Genomic DNA, 15,923 nt, shown 5'->3' with positions numbered 1-15,923 from the left:
GTGGGTGTTGGGGGGTTTTGTTTTTTTTAAAACACCCCCCCCCCCCACCCCTCGGGGGGGGGGGCGGCCCCGCCCCCGCCCCCCCCCCCCGTCCACCACCCTCGGCGCGCCGTCGTGCCCCGGGGAGGCCGCCGTGGGACTGGCCCCGGCAGGGCCACCCTGCGGGGGCGGGGCGCGCCTAGGCTGCCCGCATGACCGACGCCGACCGGATCGAGCGGGACCTCGGCTCCCTGCTGCGCGCGTACCGCGAGTCCGTGCGGCCCGAGGACGTGGGCATGCCGCCCGGCGGACGCCGCCGCACCCCCGGGCTGCGGCGCGCGGAGCTGGCGGTGCTCGCGGGCGTGAGCGTCGAGTACCTGACCCGGCTGGAGCAGGGCCGCGACCGGCGCCCCTCGCCGGCCGTGATGGGCGCGCTCGCCGACGCGCTGCGCCTCGGGCACGACGAGCGGCAGGTGCTGCTGCTCGCCTCCAAGGACGCGCAGGGCGCCGGCGTCTGCCTGGCCGTGCCCTCGGCCGAGGACGTCCCGGCGGGCACCCGCGCGGTGCTCGACCGGCTCGCCCCGGCGCCCGCCGCGCTCCTCGACCGGTTCGGCACCGTCCTGGCGTGCACCCCCGCCTACCGGGCGCTCCTCGCGCCCGCCGGCCTCCTCGACGCCGGGGCGCCGACGGTGGCGCACGCCGTCCTCACCGACCCCCGGGCCCGCGAGGTGTTCCCCGACTGGGACGCCGTCGCCGACCGGGTCGTCGCCGACCTGCAGCGCGGGTCCGTGCCGTCCGACCCCGCCCTCGGCGAGCTGGCGGACGCCCTGACGGTCCTGGCCGGCGCCGCCTTCACCGAGCGGTGGGCACGCCCCGTCGCCGACCGCGGCCGGGACGCCGTCCTGCGCCTCGCCCACCCGACCGCCGGGCCGCTCCGCGTGGAGCCGCAGGTCCTGGTCCCCGGCGGCGGCGACCACCTGCGCGTCGAGGTGTGGCTCCCGGCAGACCCCGCGACCGCGCAGGCCCTCGACGACCTCGCCGCCGGCGACCGCACCCTGCGCGTGGTGCGCAGCGACGCGTCCTGACCCGCGCGGTCGCGGGGCTCAGGCCCCGGTGTACGCGCGCTGCAGGCGCACCGGCGTGATCTCGCCGATGCCCTGCACCTCCTGCGCGGGCTGCGCCGTCAGCGCGTAGCGGGACGACGACGCGAGCAGGGACGCGGTGTGCGGGTCCACCAGCACGGTGGCGGGCTCCGCGAGCTCGGTGATGCGCGAGGCGAGGTTGACGTCGGAGCCGAACACGTCGCCGAACCGGGACAGCACCCGCCCCCAGACGAAGCCGACCCGCACCGGGATCTCCGCCTCCGTGGCGTGCGGTGCCGCCAGGCCCAGCGCCACCTCGGCGCCTGTCGTGACGTCGTCGGCCACGAACAGCACGGCGTCGCCGATCGTCTTCACGACGCGGCCGCCGGCCTCGGTGATGACGTCGCGCGCCCGCGACTCGAAGAGCTGCACGAACTCCGACAGCTCCTGCGACCCCAGGCCAGCCGTCCGCTTGGTGAAGGACACGATGTCCGCGAAGCCCACAGCCCGCGGCAGCGGCAGCTCGTCGGCGTGCGCGGCGTGCGTGCCGCGGGCGCCACCGAACTCCGTGGCCAGGCGGCCGGTGAGCGCCGCGAGCTGGCGGCGCCACGCGTGCTCGAGCTGCCGGGAGAGCCGGTCGGCCAGGTCGGGCACGCGCTCGAGGGCGGCGAGCCGCGCGCTCACGTCGTCCAGGCCGTCGCGGCGGCTCAGGTGCTCGACGAACGCCTCCACCTGCCACAGGGCGAGCCGGTCCGTGGTGTGCCCCAGCGAGCGGATCAGCGTCATCTGCGCCTGCTCGTCGAGGCGCTCGGAGTCCACGAGCTCGCCGATCTCGCGCAGCGCCTCCATGTCGGCGTCCGTGAACCCGACCTCGTCCGGGTGCGTGACCGGCAGCCCGAGCCAGCGCCAGTAGTTCTCGATGAACTCCTGCGAGTGGCCCGTGCCCTCCACGAGGTCCCACAGCGTGTACCGGCGCGGGCCGCCGAGGATCTCCTCGTCCAGCCGGGCCGCGGTGTCCCCCGACCTGCCCCCGGGCCGCCGGGCCTCGTCGTCGATCGGCCGGTCGGGTCCCGTGGTGGTGTCGCTCGTCACGCCCCCACTGTAGTCAGCGTCACCTGTGTCCCGGCTGGGCCCGCAGGTGGTGCACGTCGCCGGCCGTGACGGTCCGCTCCCCCGCCCCCGTCGCCAGGACCAGGGCGCCGTCAGCGGCCACCCGCACGGCCTCGCCCTCCACCACGTCGCGGCCCCCCGCGAGCTCGGCGCGCACGGCCGTGCCGAGCGTGGCCGACGCCGCCGCGTACCGCGCCGCGAGCCCCGCCACGACAGGGTCGCCCCCGGCGGCCTCGAGCTCGCCCACGACGCCGACGAGTTCCCGCACGAGCCCCGCGAGCAGCGCGCCGCGGTCGGCGTCCGCCCCGGCCAGGGCGAGCGACGTCGCGGTCGGGACGGGCAGCTCGGCCGCCTGCTGGTCCACGTTCAACCCCACGCCCACCACGACGGCGGGCCCCTGGCCGGCGGGGGCCGGCACCACCTCGGCCAGCACGCCCGCCACCTTGCGGAACGGCCCGAGCCCGGCCGCGTCGTCGGCGGCCCGCAGCAGCACGTCGTTGGGCCACTTCACCGCGGCGCCGGGCACCCCGACGGCGTCGACGGCGCGCGCGACGGCGAGGCCCGCGAGCAGGGGCAGCCAGCCCAGGGCGGACGGCGCGAGCCGCGGGCGCAGCAGCACCGAGACGGTGAGGGCGGCGCGCGGCGGGGTCTCCCAGGCACGCCCGGCGCGCCCACGGCCCGCCGCCTGGTGCTCCGCGACGAGCGCCGCGGGGGCGGGCCACTCGCCCGGCGCGGCGCGCACGGCGGCCACCAGCTCGGTGTTGGTGGAGGCAGAGACCTCGACCACGTCGAGGCGGCGGAGGGGCCCCGTCGGCGCGACCAGGTCGCGATGCAGAGCGGGGACGTCGAGGGGTGCGCGGCTCACCCCCCGATCGTGCCCCACCGCGGGGCCGCCCGACCTTTGTGGGGTCCCTCCAAAGAATCCCGGCCCGCCGCAGCCTGTCGCGCATCGATGCGTGGCAACCCACCAACTAGGGTCGGTCGGGTGAACGACGCCACCCCCGCCCAGGACCGCGACCAGGAGCAGACCGCCCCCCGCCCCGGCACCGCCGCCAAGCTCGCCGACCTGGAGCGCCGCCGGTCCGAGGCCGTCGTCGACGCCGAGGAGAAGGCGAAGGCGCGGCAGCACCCCCGCGGCAAGAAGACCGCCCGCGAGCGCATCGAGGCGCTGCTCGACGAGGGCAGCTTCGTCGAGCTGGACGCCCTGGCGATGCACCGCAGCCGCAACTTCGGGCTCGACAAGCGCCGCGTCGCCGGCGACGGCGTGGTGACCGGCCACGGCACGATCGACGGCCGCCAGGTGTGCGTGTTCAGCCAGGACTTCACCGTCTTCGGCGGCTCGCTCGGCGAGGTGCACGGCGAGAAGATCGCCAAGGTGCAGGATCTCGCGCTGCGCACGGGCGTGCCCGTCATCGGCATCTCGGACGGCGGCGGCGCGCGCATCCAGGAGGGCGTGGCCGCGCTGACGCAGTTCGCGGAGATGTTCCGGCGCAACGTCGCGGCCTCCGGCGTGATCCCGCAGATCTCGCTCATCCTCGGCCCGAGCGCGGGCGGCGCGGTCTACTCCCCCGCCCTGACGGACTTCATCGTCATGGCCGACGGCACGTCGAACATGTTCATCACCGGCCCGGACGTGATCCGCACGGTCACCGGGGAGGACGTCGACTTCGAGACCCTCGGCGGCGGGCGCACGCACAACACGACGTCCGGGGTGGCGCACTACCTGGGCGCCGACGAGGACGACGCGATCGACTACGTCCGCCACCTCGTGGGCTACCTGCCGCAGAACAACCTCGGCGACGCGCCGTCGTTCCCGCCCGAGGACGAGACCCCGCTCGAGGTCACGGAGGACGACGAGGCGCTGGACGCCATCGTCCCCGACAGCGACAACCAGCCGTACGACATGCGGGCCGTGGTCGAGGCCGTCCTGGACCCGGACTCGTTCCTCGAGGTGCAGCCGCTGTTCGCGCAGAACGTGCTGATCGGCTTCGGCCACGTCGAGGGCCAGTCGGTGGGCATCGTCGCGAACCAGCCGCTGGCCATGGCGGGCACGCTCGACATCGACGCCGCCGAGAAGGCCGCGCGGTTCGTGCGCACCTGCGACGCGTTCAACCTGCCCGTGCTGACGTTCGTGGACGTGCCCGGCTTCCTGCCCGGCGTCGGCCAGGAGCACCAGGGCATCATCCGCCGCGGCGCCAAGCTCATCTACGCGTACGCCGAGGCCACGGTGCCGCTGGTCACGGTCATCACGCGCAAGGCGTACGGCGGCGCGTACATCGTCATGGGCTCCAAGCAGCTCGGCGCCGACGTCAACCTCGCCTGGCCCACGGCGCAGGTCGCCGTCATGGGCGCGTCCGGCGCGGTGAACATCCTGCAGCGCTCGGCGCTCAAGGAGGTCGCGGAGTCGGGCGGCGACGTCGAGGCGGAGCGCGCGCGCCTGGTCGCCGAGTACGAGGACGCGATCGTCAACCCGTGGGACGCGGCCGAGCGCGGCTACGTGGACGCCGTCATCCGCCCGTCGGAGACGCGCGTGCAGGTGGTGCGCGCGCTGCGGGCCCTGCGCACCAAGCGCGCGAGCCTGCCGCCCAAGAAGCACGGCAACATCCCGCTGTGACCCGACCGACCTGCTGGGGGACAATCGTCCGATGAGCCACGAGGACGCCACGCACGGACCGGCCCCGCTGGGGTCGGTGGACCCCGAACCCATGCACCGCGCGGTCGACGCGCTCGCCGCGGCCCTGCACGAGTACGTGCAGACCGCGGTCGGCGTGCGCGCCGAGTTCGGCGCGGCCGAGGCGGACGAGGACCCGCGCGTGCTCGCGCTGGAGAACCAGGTGGGCCAGCTCAACGCCGCCGTCTTCGACGCCCTGCACGACGGGCTCGGCATGCACCCCGACCTCACGAGCTCGGTGTGGGAGGGCGAGGACGAGGACGACGAGCACACGCACGACGCCCCCGAGGGCGCCGTGCCGGCCGAGGTCTTCTACCTCGGCTTCGTGGTCACCGACCCGGCGCCGGGCGGCGCCGCCACCCTCGACGGGGTCGTGGAGCTGCTCGACGAGGCGGGCTCCGACGTGGCCCAGCGCCTCTTCGACGGCGGCTACGAGGTCGCCGAGTGGGCGACGTCGCGCGGCGCCGCCGTGGAGTTCGGCGACGACGACCTCGACGACGAGCTCACCGACGACGACCTGGGTGACGAGGACGAGGAGGGCCCGCGGTGACCGGCGAGGTGCGCGTGGTCCGCGGCCGCCCCGACGACGTGGAGGTCGCCGCCCTGGTGGCAGGCCTCGCGGCGGTGGCGTCCGCGACCGGGCTGCCCGACGACGAGGCGCCCGTCGAGGAGTGGACCAACCGCGCCCGCACGGTGCGCGGCAACGGCGCCGGCGTCACGGCGAAGAACTTCGGCGGCCGGTGGGGCCGTCACAACGCCGACGCGTGGCGCTGGAGCCTGCAGTCGTGAGCGTCGTCTGGCAGCAGGTCGAGCGGGCCGAGGACGTCGACGCCCCGCTCGACGAGTTCCCCGATCCCCCGCGGCCGGGCTGGCTGCGCCGCTGGCTCTGGGCCCCCGCGCTGGTCGTGAGCATCGGCCTGTACGTGGTGCGGCGCATGATCGAGAACCCCTCCGGGGCGCTCGAGCTGTGGCTGTTCATGGGCATGCTCGCGGGCCTCATGGTCACCGCGGTCGCCGCGCTGGTGCGCTACCGCGACGACCAGCGGCAGGGCACCGAGGCGCGGTCCGCGGAGGCGTTCGCCGCCGGCGCCCGGTCGGTCACCGGGTCGGTCATGGTGCGCGAGCGGCGCACCAGCTCGGGCCTGCTGGTCAGCGGCGTGGTCGCCTATCCGACCGACGACGGCACGGACGACCAGCCGTTCTCCTACCTGCAGCGCCCGTCCGACGACGAGACCGAGCCGCCGCGTGACGGCGACCCCGTGGCGGTCTGGTGGGCACCGGGCACGGACACCGTCGTGGCCCGCTACCACCGCGGTTGGGCGGACGCCCTGCGCCGCCGCGCCGGGGGCCGCTGACCCGGTTCGTTCCCGGGCGTGGGCCCGTCAGCGGGCCGCGCGGCCCGCGGCGAACAGCCGGCACGCGTGCGCGGCCGTGCGCTCCAGCTCCACGACGGCGTCCCGCGACAGCTCGGCGAGGGTGCGGGGCCCGGGTGCCAGGGAGAACGCGGCCGCGATGCCGGCGTCCGCGACCTGCGCCGGCGTGAGCTCGACGCCGCCGGCGACCACGACGACGGCGGCGCGCCCGGCGACCAGCCGCACCACCGTGTCGACGACCTTGCCGTGCAGCGACTGCTCGTCGAGACGCCCCTCTCCGGTGAGGACGAGGTCGGCTCCCTCCAGCGCCTCGGCGAGGCCGACGGCGTCGGCGACCAGCTCGCCGCCGGGCACGAGCTCGGCGCCCAGCGCGGCGGACAGCCCCACCGGCAACCCGCCGGACGCGCCCGCGCCCGGCAGGTCGCGCGCATCGTGGCCGGTGGCCGCGGCGAGCGCGCCGGCCAGGTGCGCGAGCCCCTCCTCGAGCGCGGCCACGTCGTCCGGCGTCGCACCCTTCTGCGGGCCGAAGACGGCGGCCGCGCCCCGCGGGCCGAGCAGCGGGTTGTCCACGTCGCACGCGATGCGCCAACGCAGCGCCCGGGCGCGCGGGTCGACGCCGGACAGGTCGACGCGGTCCAGCGCGCGCAGGCCGCCACCGCCCGGCGCCACCGGGACGCCCTCGGCGTCGAGGAAGCGGGCGCCGAGGTCGGTCAGGAGCCCCGCCCCGCCGTCGGTCGAGGCCGAACCACCCACGAACAGCACGACTTCCTCGGCCTCCGGGGCGGCGCCGAGCGCGGCCAGGACCACCGTGCCGACACCCCCGCTCGTCGCGTCGAGCGCGCGCAGCGGCACGTCCGCGACCTTCGGCAGCCCGTAGGCCTCGGCCGCCTCGACGGCGAGCGTGCGGCCGTCGGGCGAGACGCCGTAGCGGGCCGTCGTCGGGCGGCCCAGCGCGTCGGTCGTGGCGCAGGAACGCGGGTCGGCGCCCCACGCCCCGAGGATCGCGTCGAGCGTCCCCTCCCCGCCGTCCGCGAACGGGACCGCGCGCACCCGCGCGTCGTCGCCCAGCGCGGCGCGGGCCCCCGCGGCGAGCGCCTGCGCGACCTGCGTCGCGGTGGCGCTGCCCTTGAACGAGTCGGGGGCCACCACCACACGGAGCGGTCCGGCCGGCGGGTGGGGGGTGTTCTTCACGTCCTCGTGCACGAGGCACGAGGCTAGCCGCTCGGACCGACGGGGGACGCGGGCGTCTCGCGACCACCCACGCCCCCCGAGGGCCGATCCCGTCAGCCCTGCGACTTCTTCCGGTCCGCGAGCGCCACCTGGTACTCGTCGCGGATCTTGTCGCCGCCCGACCTGGCCCAGGCCTCGGCGGCGGGCCGCCAGGCGGCGACCTTCTTGCGCCCGGCGAGGATGTCGGTCTCCACGGCGGCGAGCGTCCCGCCGATCTGGCCGCCCTTGCGGCTGGCCGTCTCGCTGAACAGCCCGGACGTCGGGTTCTTCACCGCCGTCGGGACGACGGCGGTCTGCGCGTCGTGCTCGGCCTGCGCCACGCTCGGGTCGCCGGCCTGGAAGTTGACCCACGGCCCCTCGACGACGTACTTGAGCCCGAGCTGCACCTCGGTGCGGCCCTTCTCGGTGGGCACGGGGTCGGTGCCGTCGAGCTCGTAGTGCACGCCCTCGATGCCGTACGTCTTGAACAGGTGCTCCTCGGTGCCGAACGGCGCGGCGAGGTAGTTGATCACGTCGAGCAGGGCCTCGACGCGGTCGGCCGACTTCGCGCTGATCGACGTGATGTTCTGCACGGCCGGGCCCAGGTGGATGCCCGCGGTGCCGCCGCCCTCGGCGCGCGGCGGCGGCACGACCGCGAGCCGGAAGCCCTCCCCGAGCGGGTAGTTGGAGAAGTCCGGCCAGGCGCTGAACGTGTCGTCGAGGAACCGGATGGTGCCGTTCACGAGCCAGGTCTTGCGCTGCGGCTGCGCCGCGGTCACGCCGTCGGGGTGCACGAAGCCGTCGGCCACGAGGCGCCGCGCGGCCTCGAGGGCGTCCTCCTGCCGCTCGTGCAGGTTCGCGCTGGTGAGGGTGCCGCCGTCCTCCGACCAGCCGTTGGGGATCTCGTACATCTGGCGGATGAACCCCAGCGGCACCCGGCCGAGCGCCCAGGTGTTCCCGCCGGACAGCTCCTTGCACAGGTCGTAGAACTCCTCGAAGGACTTCACCTGGGGGTCGATGCCCTGGGACTCGAAGAAGTCCTGCCGCGCGTACATGACGCCGGACTGCGCCGGGCCGCGCGGCACCGGGACGGCGAAGACCTTCCCGTTGAAGACGCACGACTGCCAGCTCTCGGTGGGGATGTTCGCCAGGAACGGGTACTTCGCCACCGCGTCCCCGGAGAGGTGCTCGGTGAGGTCGACGGCGCGCTCCTCGAGGAGGCTGGGCAGGCCGGGGATGTCGCCCGAGAACATCGCGAAGATGTCGGGGAGCCGGTCTCCGGCGACCGTCGTCTGGAAACGGTCGGAGTAGTCGCCGCTCGGCGTGAGGGCGACCGACAGGCCGAACCCGAGCCGCTCGTTCATCTCCTGCCAGTACGCGTTCTTCTCGAGCGCGGGCGGGGCGGGCGTGTTCGTCATCACGAAGACGCCGACGTCCTCGCCGTCGCCCGGCTGGCCGCTGGTCGCCTTCTTCGGGCTGGCCGGGTACTTCAGCATCGTGTCGGGGACGCCGTCCGTGCCCTTGATGTCCATGGGCACGCCGGTGTACGGGATGTACTTCGGCAGGACGGACGAGTTCTGGGCGGCGGAGACGGCGCCCACGCCGCCGCGGCCCTCGTTGCTGCAGCCGGCGGCGGAGAGGAGGGCGAAGGCGCCCACCCCCAGGCCGCCGAGCAGCACGTTGCGCCGGGACGGCTCGCGGCCGAAGGTTCGGATGTCTGACATGACAGCTCCTCGTCGAGTGAGGTCGGACGTGATGGGTGGGGGTGGTGGGTGGGGGTGGTGCGGGGTGCCGGCGCGCGGCGGGCCGGGTCAGCCCTTGATCGCGCCGGTGAGCATCCCCTTGGCGAAGTGCCGTTGCAGGAACGGGTAGACCAGGAGCACGGGCACGACGGAGACCACGAGGATCGCCATCTGCAAGGAGGTCTGCGGCGGGAGGGACGAGGCGTCGATCCCCAGGTCCTGGGAGCCGAGCTGCGTCCCGTCGACCACGTAGGTGCGCAGCACGAGCTGCAGCGGCCACTTGCTCGAGTCGGAGAGGTAGAGCAGGGCGCTGAAGAACGCGTTCCAGTAGCCGACGCCGTAGAACAGGCCCACGACCGCGAGCACCGGCTTGGACAGCGGGAGGCCGATGCGGCGGAAGAGCTGCCACTCGGTGGCCCCGTCGATGCGGGCGCTGTCGATGATCTCGTGCGGCAGCTGCACGAAGAACGCACGGACGACGACCACGTTGAAGGCCGAGACCGACGTCGGGATGACCAGCGCCCAGAGGCTGTCGAGCAGCCCGAGCCGCTGCACCACCAGGTAGCTGGGGATCATGCCCGGGCTGAACAGGAGGCTGACCAGCACCAGCAGCAGCATCGTGCGCACGCCGAACGCGCCGCGGCGGCTCAGCGCCCAGCCGAGCGTGGTCGTGAGGGCCAGGCTGATCGCGGTCCCCACGACGGTGACCAGCACGCTGACCCACAGGGCCTGCGTGACGACGCCGCCGGCGAAGATCATCCGGTAGGCGCCGAGGTCGATGCCCGTCGGCAGGAGGACGAAGCCGCCGGCCTCGGTGACCTGCTCGGGGGTGGCGAGGCTGGTGGAGACGATCCCCACGAACGGCAGGATCACCAGGGCGCACGCGACGGTCAGGATGACGCCCTTGGCGGTGCGCTCGACGGGGCCGGGCATGGCGACGCCGTCGACGACCGCGCGGCGGCGGCGCCTGCCGGTCGGGGTGCGCGGGGCTGCGGGGCCGACGGCCGTGGGGCCGGCCGGCTCTCGGGTGATGGTCATGCTCGGTAGACCCCTTCCTCGCCGAACGCGTGGGCGACCTTGTTCGCGACGAGCACCAGCACGAGGCCGATCACGCCCTTGACCAGGCCGACGGCGGCCGCCACGCCCCAGTACCCGCCGACGACGCCCTGGTTGTAGACGTAGGTGTCCAGCACCTGGGAGACGCCGAGCCCGACGGCGTCCTGCTGGAGGATGAGCTGCTCGAAGCCGACGCTCAGGGAGTCCCCGAGCTTGAGGATGAGCAGCATGATGATGATCGGGCGCATCCCCGGCAGGGTGATGTGCCAGGTCTGCCGCCACCGGGTGGCGCCGTCGACGGCGGAGGCCTCGTAGAGCGACTTGTCGATCCCGGCGAGCACGGCGAGGAAGAGGATCGTCGCCCAGCCGGTGTCCTTCCAGATCACCTGCGACGTGATGAGCCCGTAGAAGGCGTCCGAGTTGCCGATGACGTCGATCGGCTGCCACCCGTGGGCGCGCAGGAAGTTGTTGATCAGCCCGGCCCCACCCAGCACCTGCTGGAAGACCGCGACCACGATCACCCAGGACAGGAAGTGCGGCAGGTAGAGCACCGACTGGACCCACTGGCGCACCCGGTTCGAGACCAGGCTGTGCAGCAGCAGCGCGAGGATGATCGGCGCCGGGAAGACGAGCACCGTCTGCAGCAGCGTGATGATCAGCGTGTTGCGGAGGGCGCTGAGGAACTCCGGGTCCCCGGAGAACAGGATCGAGAAGTTCTCGAAGCCCACCCACAGGCTGCGCCCGATGCCGAGGTACGGCTGGTAGTCCTGGAACGCGATGACGTTGCCGCCCAGCGCCAGGTACTGGAACACGATGACCACGAGCATCGCCGGCAGCGCCAGGAGCAGCACCGCCCGGTCCCGGACCATGCGGCGCCACCACGGCAGCGGCGGGCGCGGGGCGCCGGGGTCCACGTCGAGCTCGCCGGCGGTCTCCGGCCGGTGCCGGGTGCCGGCCTCGTCGAGCGCCGTCATCCGTCCCCCTCGGTCCGCAGGGGTGGGGGTGATGCCATGAGGTCGGTCCTCTCGTCGTCGAGCGGGCGGCATCGGGACCTCGACGTCCGCGGGGCGCACCGGTGCGAAAGTGATCGATCACTTCCAGGGCGTCACCGTAGAAGGTGATCGATCACACCGCAACCATCTCCTCGCGTCTCCTCCCCGCGGCCGCGTCGTCGGGGGCGTGCCAGAATGACCGGGCGCCCCACCTCGGCGGGCGCGTTGACCAGCAGGGACGACACATGACGGAGCAGCGGGCGGGACGTGAGCGGCGGGCGACGATCTGGGAGGTCGCCAAGGTGGCCGGGGTGTCCCACCAGACGGTCTCCCGCTTTCTGCGGGACGACCCGCGCATGCGCCCGGAGACGGTCGAGCGCGTCGCCAGCGCGGTCGCGGAGCTCGACTACCGCCCCAACCTCACCGCCCGGTCGATGCGCACGCGACGCAGCGGCCGGGTCGCCGTCCTGCTGCCGGCCGTCGCGACCTACGGGCCGCCCCAGATCCTCGGCGGGGTCATGGAGGTCGCCCACGAGCACGGCTACACGATCGAGGCGCTGACCGTGGAGGGCTCCGCCGCGGACCGGTTCGACCGCGTGCTGGAGCTCGCGGACTCGGGCCAGGTCGAGGGGGTCCTCGCCCTCGCCCCGCTCCCGCCGGCGTCCGAGCACGAGGTCCCCGCGCGCGCCGCCATCGTCGCCTCCGCCGACTACGACGAGAGCTTCCGCGGCGTCGGCGAGCTCGCCGACGGCTCGCCCGTCGCCGAGCTCGTCGAGCACCTCGCGGAGCTCGGCCACCGCCGCTTCCTGCACGTGACCGGCGCGCTCGACTTCGCGTCCGCCCGAGGACGTCGCGACGTCTTCGTCGCGACCGTGGAGCGGCTCGGCCTCGGGCCGGCGCTGGTGCACGAGGGCGACTGGTCGGCCGCGTCCGGGCGCGCCGCGGTGCTCGCGATGTCCGCCGAGGACCACCCCACCGCCGTCGTCGCGGCGTCGGACACCGTCGCGGGCGGCGTCGTGCAGGGGGCCCACGAGCGAGGCTGGTCGATCCCCGGGGACCTGAGCGTCACCGGCTGGGACAACCAGCAGCTGGGGGCCTACCTCGAGCCCACCCTCACGACCGTCCAGGTCGATCACCACCGGCTGGGCCGCGCGGCGATGGCCCGCATGGTCGCGACCCTGCGCGGGCAGCCGGCGCCGGAGCCGCCCGGCGAACCGCTCAACACCATCATCTGGCGGGGGTCGACCGGCCCCGTGCAGGGCGGACCGGGGAATGGACGGGATCCGGGCACCGCCACGCCCTAGGCTGCGACCGTGACCTCGACCACCCCCACCACGCCCCGCACGCCCTCCGCGATCGACGCCGTCGCCGACGCGTACGTCGCCCGGTCCGCCGAGCTCGACCCGCTGCTCGCGACGTCGATCGGGCTCTCCGGCCACGACCACCGGATGACCGACCTGTCCCCCGCCGGCCACGAGGCGCGCGCCGAGAGCGACCGCGCGGTGCTGCGCGACCTCGACGCGGCGGAGCGCGACGGCGGCCCGCTCGACGACGTCGATCGGGTAACCCTCGCCGCGATGCGCGAGCGCGTGGGGCTGCAGCTCGAGCTGCACGACGCCGGCGAGCCGCTGGCCAGCCTCAACAACATCGAGTCGCCGGTGCAGCAGCTGCGCGACGTCTTCGACCTCATGCCCACGGGCTCGGTCGAGGCGTGGGAGAACGTCGCCGCCCGGCTCAATGCCGTCCCGGACGCGATCGACGGCTACGTCGCCTCGCTCACCGAGGCTGCTCGCCGCGGGCAGGTCGCCGCGATCCGCCAGGTGCGCGAGGGGGTGTCCCAGTCGCGCGAGCTGGCCGGCGAGGACTCGTTCTTCCTCGGGCTGGTGCGCGGCGACGACGCCGCCGCCGTCCTGGACGAGTCCAGCGCGTGCAGCCTGGTGCGCGCGGAGCTGGAGCGGGGGGCCGCCGCGGCCCGCGCGGCCTACGCCCGCCTGGCCGAATTCCTCGAGGGCGACCTCGCGCCGCAGGCGCCCGCGGCGGACGCCGTGGGCCGCGAGCGGTACGCGCGCTTCTCGCGCGAGTTCCTCGGCGCCGAGGTCGACCTGGACGAGACGTACGAGTGGGGCCTGGACGAGCTGGCGCGGATCGTGGCCGAGCAGGAGTCCGTGGCCCGCGAGATCGCGGGGGCGGGCGCGAGCGTCGAGGACGCCGTCGCGGCGCTGGACGCCGACCCGGCCCGCACCCTGCACGGCACCGACGCGCTGCGCCGCTGGATGCAGGAGACCGCCGACGCGGCCATCGAGGACCTCGCCGGCACGCACTTCGACATCGAGGGCCCGGTGCGCACCATCGAGTGCCGCATCGCCCCCACCCAGACGGGCGGGATCTATTACACGCCGCCGAGCGACGACTTCTCCCGCCCGGGCCGCATGTGGTGGTCGGTGCCCGCCGACGTCACGGAGTTCAACACCTGGCGCGAGAAGACGACCGTCTACCACGAGGGCGTGCCGGGCCACCACCTGCAGTGCGCGGCCGCGGTCGTCGCCCGCGACACCCTCAACTCGTGGCGCCGCCTCATGTGCTGGGTCTCCGGGCACGGCGAGGGCTGGGCCCTGTACGCCGAGCGCCTCATGGCCGACCTCGGCCACCTCGACGACCCCGGCGACCGGTTCGGGATGCTCGACGCGCAGCGGATGCGCGCCGCCCGCGTCGTGCTCGACATCGGCGTCCACCTCGGCAAGCGGGCCCCCGAGCGGTGGGGCGGGGGCGTGTGGGACGCGGACAAGGCGTGGCCGTTCCTCAAGGCGAACGTCAACATGCCCGAGTCGTTCGTGCGCTTCGAGCTCAACCGCTACCTCGGCTGGCCGGGCCAGGCGCCGTCGTACAAGGTGGGCCAGCGGCTGTGGGAGCAGACGCGCGACGACGCTCGCTCGGCGGCGCAGGCGCGCGGCGAGGAGTTCGACCTGCGCGCGTTCCACGCCCGCGCGCTGAGCCTCGGCTCGGTCGGGCTCGACGTCCTCACGGGCGCGCTGCGCGACCCCCGCGCCTGAGCTCCCCGGCCCCGCACCCCGTCCCGCTCCTCGGCTGACATGGAAGGCATCCTCACCGGCTTCGCGATCATCGGCGTGGTCATCGCCGTCGGGTACGTCGCGGCGCGGCTGCGCCTCGGCGGGCCCGACGCCGGGACCGCGCTGAACCGGATCGGGTTCTTCGTCGCGAGCCCGGCACTGCTGTTCACCGTCATCGCCCGCGCGGACGTCGGCGAGCTGTTCCAGGCGCCCCTGCTGGAGCAGGCCGCGGCGGCGGTGACGGTGGCCGGGGTGTTCGTCGTCCTCAACGTGCTCTGGCTGCGGCGGCCGGCCGCGGAGGCGACGATCGGCGCCGTCTCGGCCGGGTACGTCAATGCCAACAACATCGGACTGCCGGTGGCGGTGTACGTGCTGGGCGACCCGGCCGCCGTCGTGCCGGTGATCCTGCTGCAGCTGCTGGTCCTGGCGCCCGTGACGCTGCTCGTCCTCGACGCGCAGACGAGCGGGCGGGTGTCGGTGCGGTTCGTGCTGAGCCAGCCGGTGCGCAACCCGATCATCCTCGGCTCGCTGGCGGGCGCCGTCGTGTCGTTGACCGGGTGGAGCGTGCCGGCGCCCGTCCTCGCGCCGCTGGAGATCCTGGGCGGCGCCGCCGTCCCGATGATCCTGCTGGCGTTCGGGATGTCGCTGCACGGGTCCCGGCCGTTCCAGCAGCCCGGTGGCCGGTCGGCGGTGGTGGTGGCCTCCGCGCTCAAGGCGGTCGCCATGCCGGCCCTCGCGTTCGTGCTGGCCCGGTACGTGGTCGGGCTCGACGACGCGCAGGTCGCCACCGCCGTCACGCTCGCCGCGCTGCCCGTCGCGCAGAACGTGTACAACTACGCGGCGCGGTTCCGTACCGGGGAGATGCTCGCGCGCGACACGATCCTCGTGACGACGCTCGCGTCGCCGGTCGTGCTGCTCGTGTCGAGCCTGCTGCTACACACCGGCTGAGCCCGCCCAGTGGGTATCGTGCGTCCGTGCCTCTCGTGAGCCTCGTCCTCGCCTCCCGCTCCCCCGCCCGCCTCGCCACCCTGGCGTCGGCCGGGGTCACGCCGGAGGTCGTCGTGTCCGACGTCGACGAGCCCGCGGTGCTCGCCGCGGCCCGCGCGGGCTTCGGCCAGGACCTGGAGCCCGCGGACGCGGTCCTCGTCCTCGCGCAGGCCAAGGCGGAGGCCGTCGGCCGTCAGGTGGAGGACGAGGTGTCGGCCCTCGTGCTGGGCTGCGACTCGATGCTCGAGCTCGACGGCGAGATCGTGGGCAAACCGGCCGACGCCGACGAGGCGCGCCGCCGCTGGCGCGCCATGCGCGGCCGGTCCGGCGTGCTGCACACCGGCCACTGGGTCGTGGACGCCCGCGACGACGAGGACGGCGGCACCGGCGCCACGCTGGGGGCGTCGTCGGCCACCACCGTGCACTTCGCCGACCTGGACGACGAGGAGATCGACGCCTACGTCGCCACCGGCGAGCCGTTGCACGTCGCGGGCGCGTTCACCATCGACGGGCTCGGCGGTCCGTACATCGAGCGCGTCGAGGGCGACCACCACGGCGTCGTCGGCCTCAGCCTGCCCCTGCTGCGCGAGCTGCTCGGCGAGCTCGACGTCGCCTGGCGCGACCTGCGCGGCTGACCGCCCGCACAGCGCGCGG

The 15,923-nt window shown here is 74.7% G+C and carries 15 protein-coding genes; 9 read left to right on the top strand and 6 right to left on the bottom strand.

Translation table 11 applies throughout. The features are described 5' to 3' along the window. Positions 1–191: 191 nt before the first annotated feature. Positions 192–1,064: a helix-turn-helix transcriptional regulator gene (locus tag ACFWDO_RS00585; RefSeq protein ID WP_380318396.1), complete on the top strand. Its 873-nt coding sequence runs from the start codon at positions 192–194 to the stop codon at positions 1,062–1,064. 18 nt (positions 1,065–1,082) lie between these two features. On the opposite strand, the gene ACFWDO_RS00580 is transcribed toward ACFWDO_RS00585, so the two are convergent. Together ACFWDO_RS00580 and ACFWDO_RS00575 are read right to left on the bottom strand one after the other, a co-directional pair. Further along, positions 1,083–2,153, bottom strand: a complete 1,071-nt coding sequence (locus ACFWDO_RS00580) for an adenylate/guanylate cyclase domain-containing protein (RefSeq protein ID WP_380318393.1) — start codon at positions 2,151–2,153, stop codon at positions 1,083–1,085. Between the two features lie 19 nt (positions 2,154–2,172). Next, the gene (locus tag ACFWDO_RS00575) at positions 2,173–3,036 is read right to left on the bottom strand and encodes a biotin--[acetyl-CoA-carboxylase] ligase (RefSeq protein WP_380318390.1); all 864 of its coding nucleotides are present in this window, start codon (positions 3,034–3,036) and stop codon (positions 2,173–2,175) included. Positions 3,037–3,156: 120 nt separating this feature from the next. Between ACFWDO_RS00575 and ACFWDO_RS00570 the strand changes: the two genes are divergently transcribed. The 4 genes from ACFWDO_RS00570 to ACFWDO_RS00555 are packed head-to-tail and all read left to right on the top strand — an operon-like array spanning position 3,157 to position 6,197. Continuing rightward, a complete protein-coding gene (locus ACFWDO_RS00570) occupies positions 3,157–4,785 on the top strand; it encodes an acyl-CoA carboxylase subunit beta (RefSeq protein ID WP_380318387.1) in 1,629 nt (542 codons plus the stop codon). Between the two features lie 31 nt (positions 4,786–4,816). Further along, a complete protein-coding gene (locus ACFWDO_RS00565) occupies positions 4,817–5,392 on the top strand; it encodes a hypothetical protein (RefSeq protein ID WP_380318383.1) in 576 nt (191 codons plus the stop codon). Beyond that, positions 5,389–5,631 carry an acyl-CoA carboxylase epsilon subunit gene (locus tag ACFWDO_RS00560; protein WP_380318380.1) on the top strand — a complete coding sequence of 81 codons (243 nt, stop codon included), beginning with the start codon at positions 5,389–5,391 and terminating at the stop codon, positions 5,629–5,631. Before ACFWDO_RS00565 ends, ACFWDO_RS00560 begins: the two co-directional genes overlap by 4 nt. Then, the gene (locus ACFWDO_RS00555) at positions 5,628–6,197 is read left to right on the top strand and encodes a hypothetical protein (RefSeq protein WP_380318377.1); all 570 of its coding nucleotides are present in this window, start codon (positions 5,628–5,630) and stop codon (positions 6,195–6,197) included. The genes ACFWDO_RS00560 and ACFWDO_RS00555 overlap by 4 nt, the downstream gene beginning before the upstream one ends. A 27-nt stretch (positions 6,198–6,224) precedes the next feature. Here ACFWDO_RS00555 and ACFWDO_RS00550 read toward each other — a convergent pair whose 3' ends face one another. The 4 genes from ACFWDO_RS00550 to ACFWDO_RS00535 all read right to left on the bottom strand — a co-directional run bounded on the left by ACFWDO_RS00550 (position 6,225) and on the right by ACFWDO_RS00535 (position 11,196). Next, positions 6,225–7,418, bottom strand: a complete 1,194-nt coding sequence (locus ACFWDO_RS00550; RefSeq protein WP_380318374.1) for a glycerate kinase — start codon at positions 7,416–7,418, stop codon at positions 6,225–6,227. 80 nt (positions 7,419–7,498) lie between these two features. Continuing rightward, positions 7,499–9,148 carry an extracellular solute-binding protein gene (locus tag ACFWDO_RS00545; RefSeq protein WP_380346741.1) on the bottom strand — a complete coding sequence of 550 codons (1,650 nt, stop codon included), beginning with the start codon at positions 9,146–9,148 and terminating at the stop codon, positions 7,499–7,501. Positions 9,149–9,235: 87 nt separating this feature from the next. Then, positions 9,236–10,204, bottom strand: a complete 969-nt coding sequence (locus tag ACFWDO_RS00540) for a carbohydrate ABC transporter permease (protein WP_380318368.1) — start codon at positions 10,202–10,204, stop codon at positions 9,236–9,238. Then, on the bottom strand, positions 10,201–11,196 hold the full coding sequence (locus ACFWDO_RS00535) for an ABC transporter permease (protein ID WP_380318365.1): 996 nt from the start codon (positions 11,194–11,196) through the stop codon (positions 10,201–10,203). The genes ACFWDO_RS00540 and ACFWDO_RS00535 overlap by 4 nt, the downstream gene beginning before the upstream one ends. 263 nt (positions 11,197–11,459) lie before the next feature. Between ACFWDO_RS00535 and ACFWDO_RS00530 the strand changes: the two genes are divergently transcribed. Genes ACFWDO_RS00530 through ACFWDO_RS00515 form a run of 4 tightly spaced genes read left to right on the top strand, consistent with a single transcriptional unit; the run spans position 11,460 to position 15,904 of the window. Next, positions 11,460–12,518 (top strand): LacI family DNA-binding transcriptional regulator, encoded by a 1,059-nt coding sequence (locus ACFWDO_RS00530; RefSeq protein WP_380318362.1) that lies wholly within the window; start codon positions 11,460–11,462, stop codon positions 12,516–12,518. Between the two features lie 9 nt (positions 12,519–12,527). Beyond that, entirely contained in the window at positions 12,528–14,264 is a 1,737-nt protein-coding gene (locus tag ACFWDO_RS00525) for a DUF885 domain-containing protein (protein ID WP_380318359.1), read from the top strand. A 39-nt stretch (positions 14,265–14,303) separates the two neighbouring features. Beyond that, positions 14,304–15,230: an AEC family transporter gene (locus ACFWDO_RS00520; RefSeq protein ID WP_380318356.1), complete on the top strand. Its 927-nt coding sequence runs from the start codon at positions 14,304–14,306 to the stop codon at positions 15,228–15,230. Positions 15,231–15,256: 26 nt separating this feature from the next. After that, entirely contained in the window at positions 15,257–15,904 is a 648-nt protein-coding gene (locus tag ACFWDO_RS00515) for a Maf family protein (protein ID WP_380318353.1), read from the top strand. The last annotated feature ends 19 nt before the right edge of the window (positions 15,905–15,923 follow it).

Source organism: Isoptericola sp. NPDC060185 (assembly GCF_042728595.1).
GTDB lineage: Bacteria > Actinomycetota > Actinomycetes > Actinomycetales > Cellulomonadaceae > Isoptericola.
The sequence above is the reverse complement of the archived record's forward strand: the minus strand, read 5'-3'. Positions and strand labels throughout refer to the sequence as shown.

Excerpts from the sequence above, each read along its gene's own strand:
- ACFWDO_RS00565 (WP_380318383.1), top strand. The coding sequence starts at position 4,817 with ATGAGCCACGAGGACGCCACGCACGGACCGGCCCCGCTGGGGTCGGTG.
- ACFWDO_RS00520 (WP_380318356.1), top strand. The coding sequence starts at position 14,304 with ATGGAAGGCATCCTCACCGGCTTCGCGATCATCGGCGTGGTCATCGCC.
- ACFWDO_RS00540 (WP_380318368.1), bottom strand. The coding sequence starts at position 10,204 with ATGACCATCACCCGAGAGCCGGCCGGCCCCACGGCCGTCGGCCCCGCA.
- ACFWDO_RS00545 (WP_380346741.1), bottom strand. The coding sequence starts at position 9,148 with ATGTCAGACATCCGAACCTTCGGCCGCGAGCCGTCCCGGCGCAACGTG.
- ACFWDO_RS00585 (WP_380318396.1), top strand. The coding sequence starts at position 192 with ATGACCGACGCCGACCGGATCGAGCGGGACCTCGGCTCCCTGCTGCGC.
- ACFWDO_RS00535 (WP_380318365.1), bottom strand. The coding sequence starts at position 11,196 with ATGACGGCGCTCGACGAGGCCGGCACCCGGCACCGGCCGGAGACCGCC.
- ACFWDO_RS00530 (WP_380318362.1), top strand. The coding sequence starts at position 11,460 with ATGACGGAGCAGCGGGCGGGACGTGAGCGGCGGGCGACGATCTGGGAG.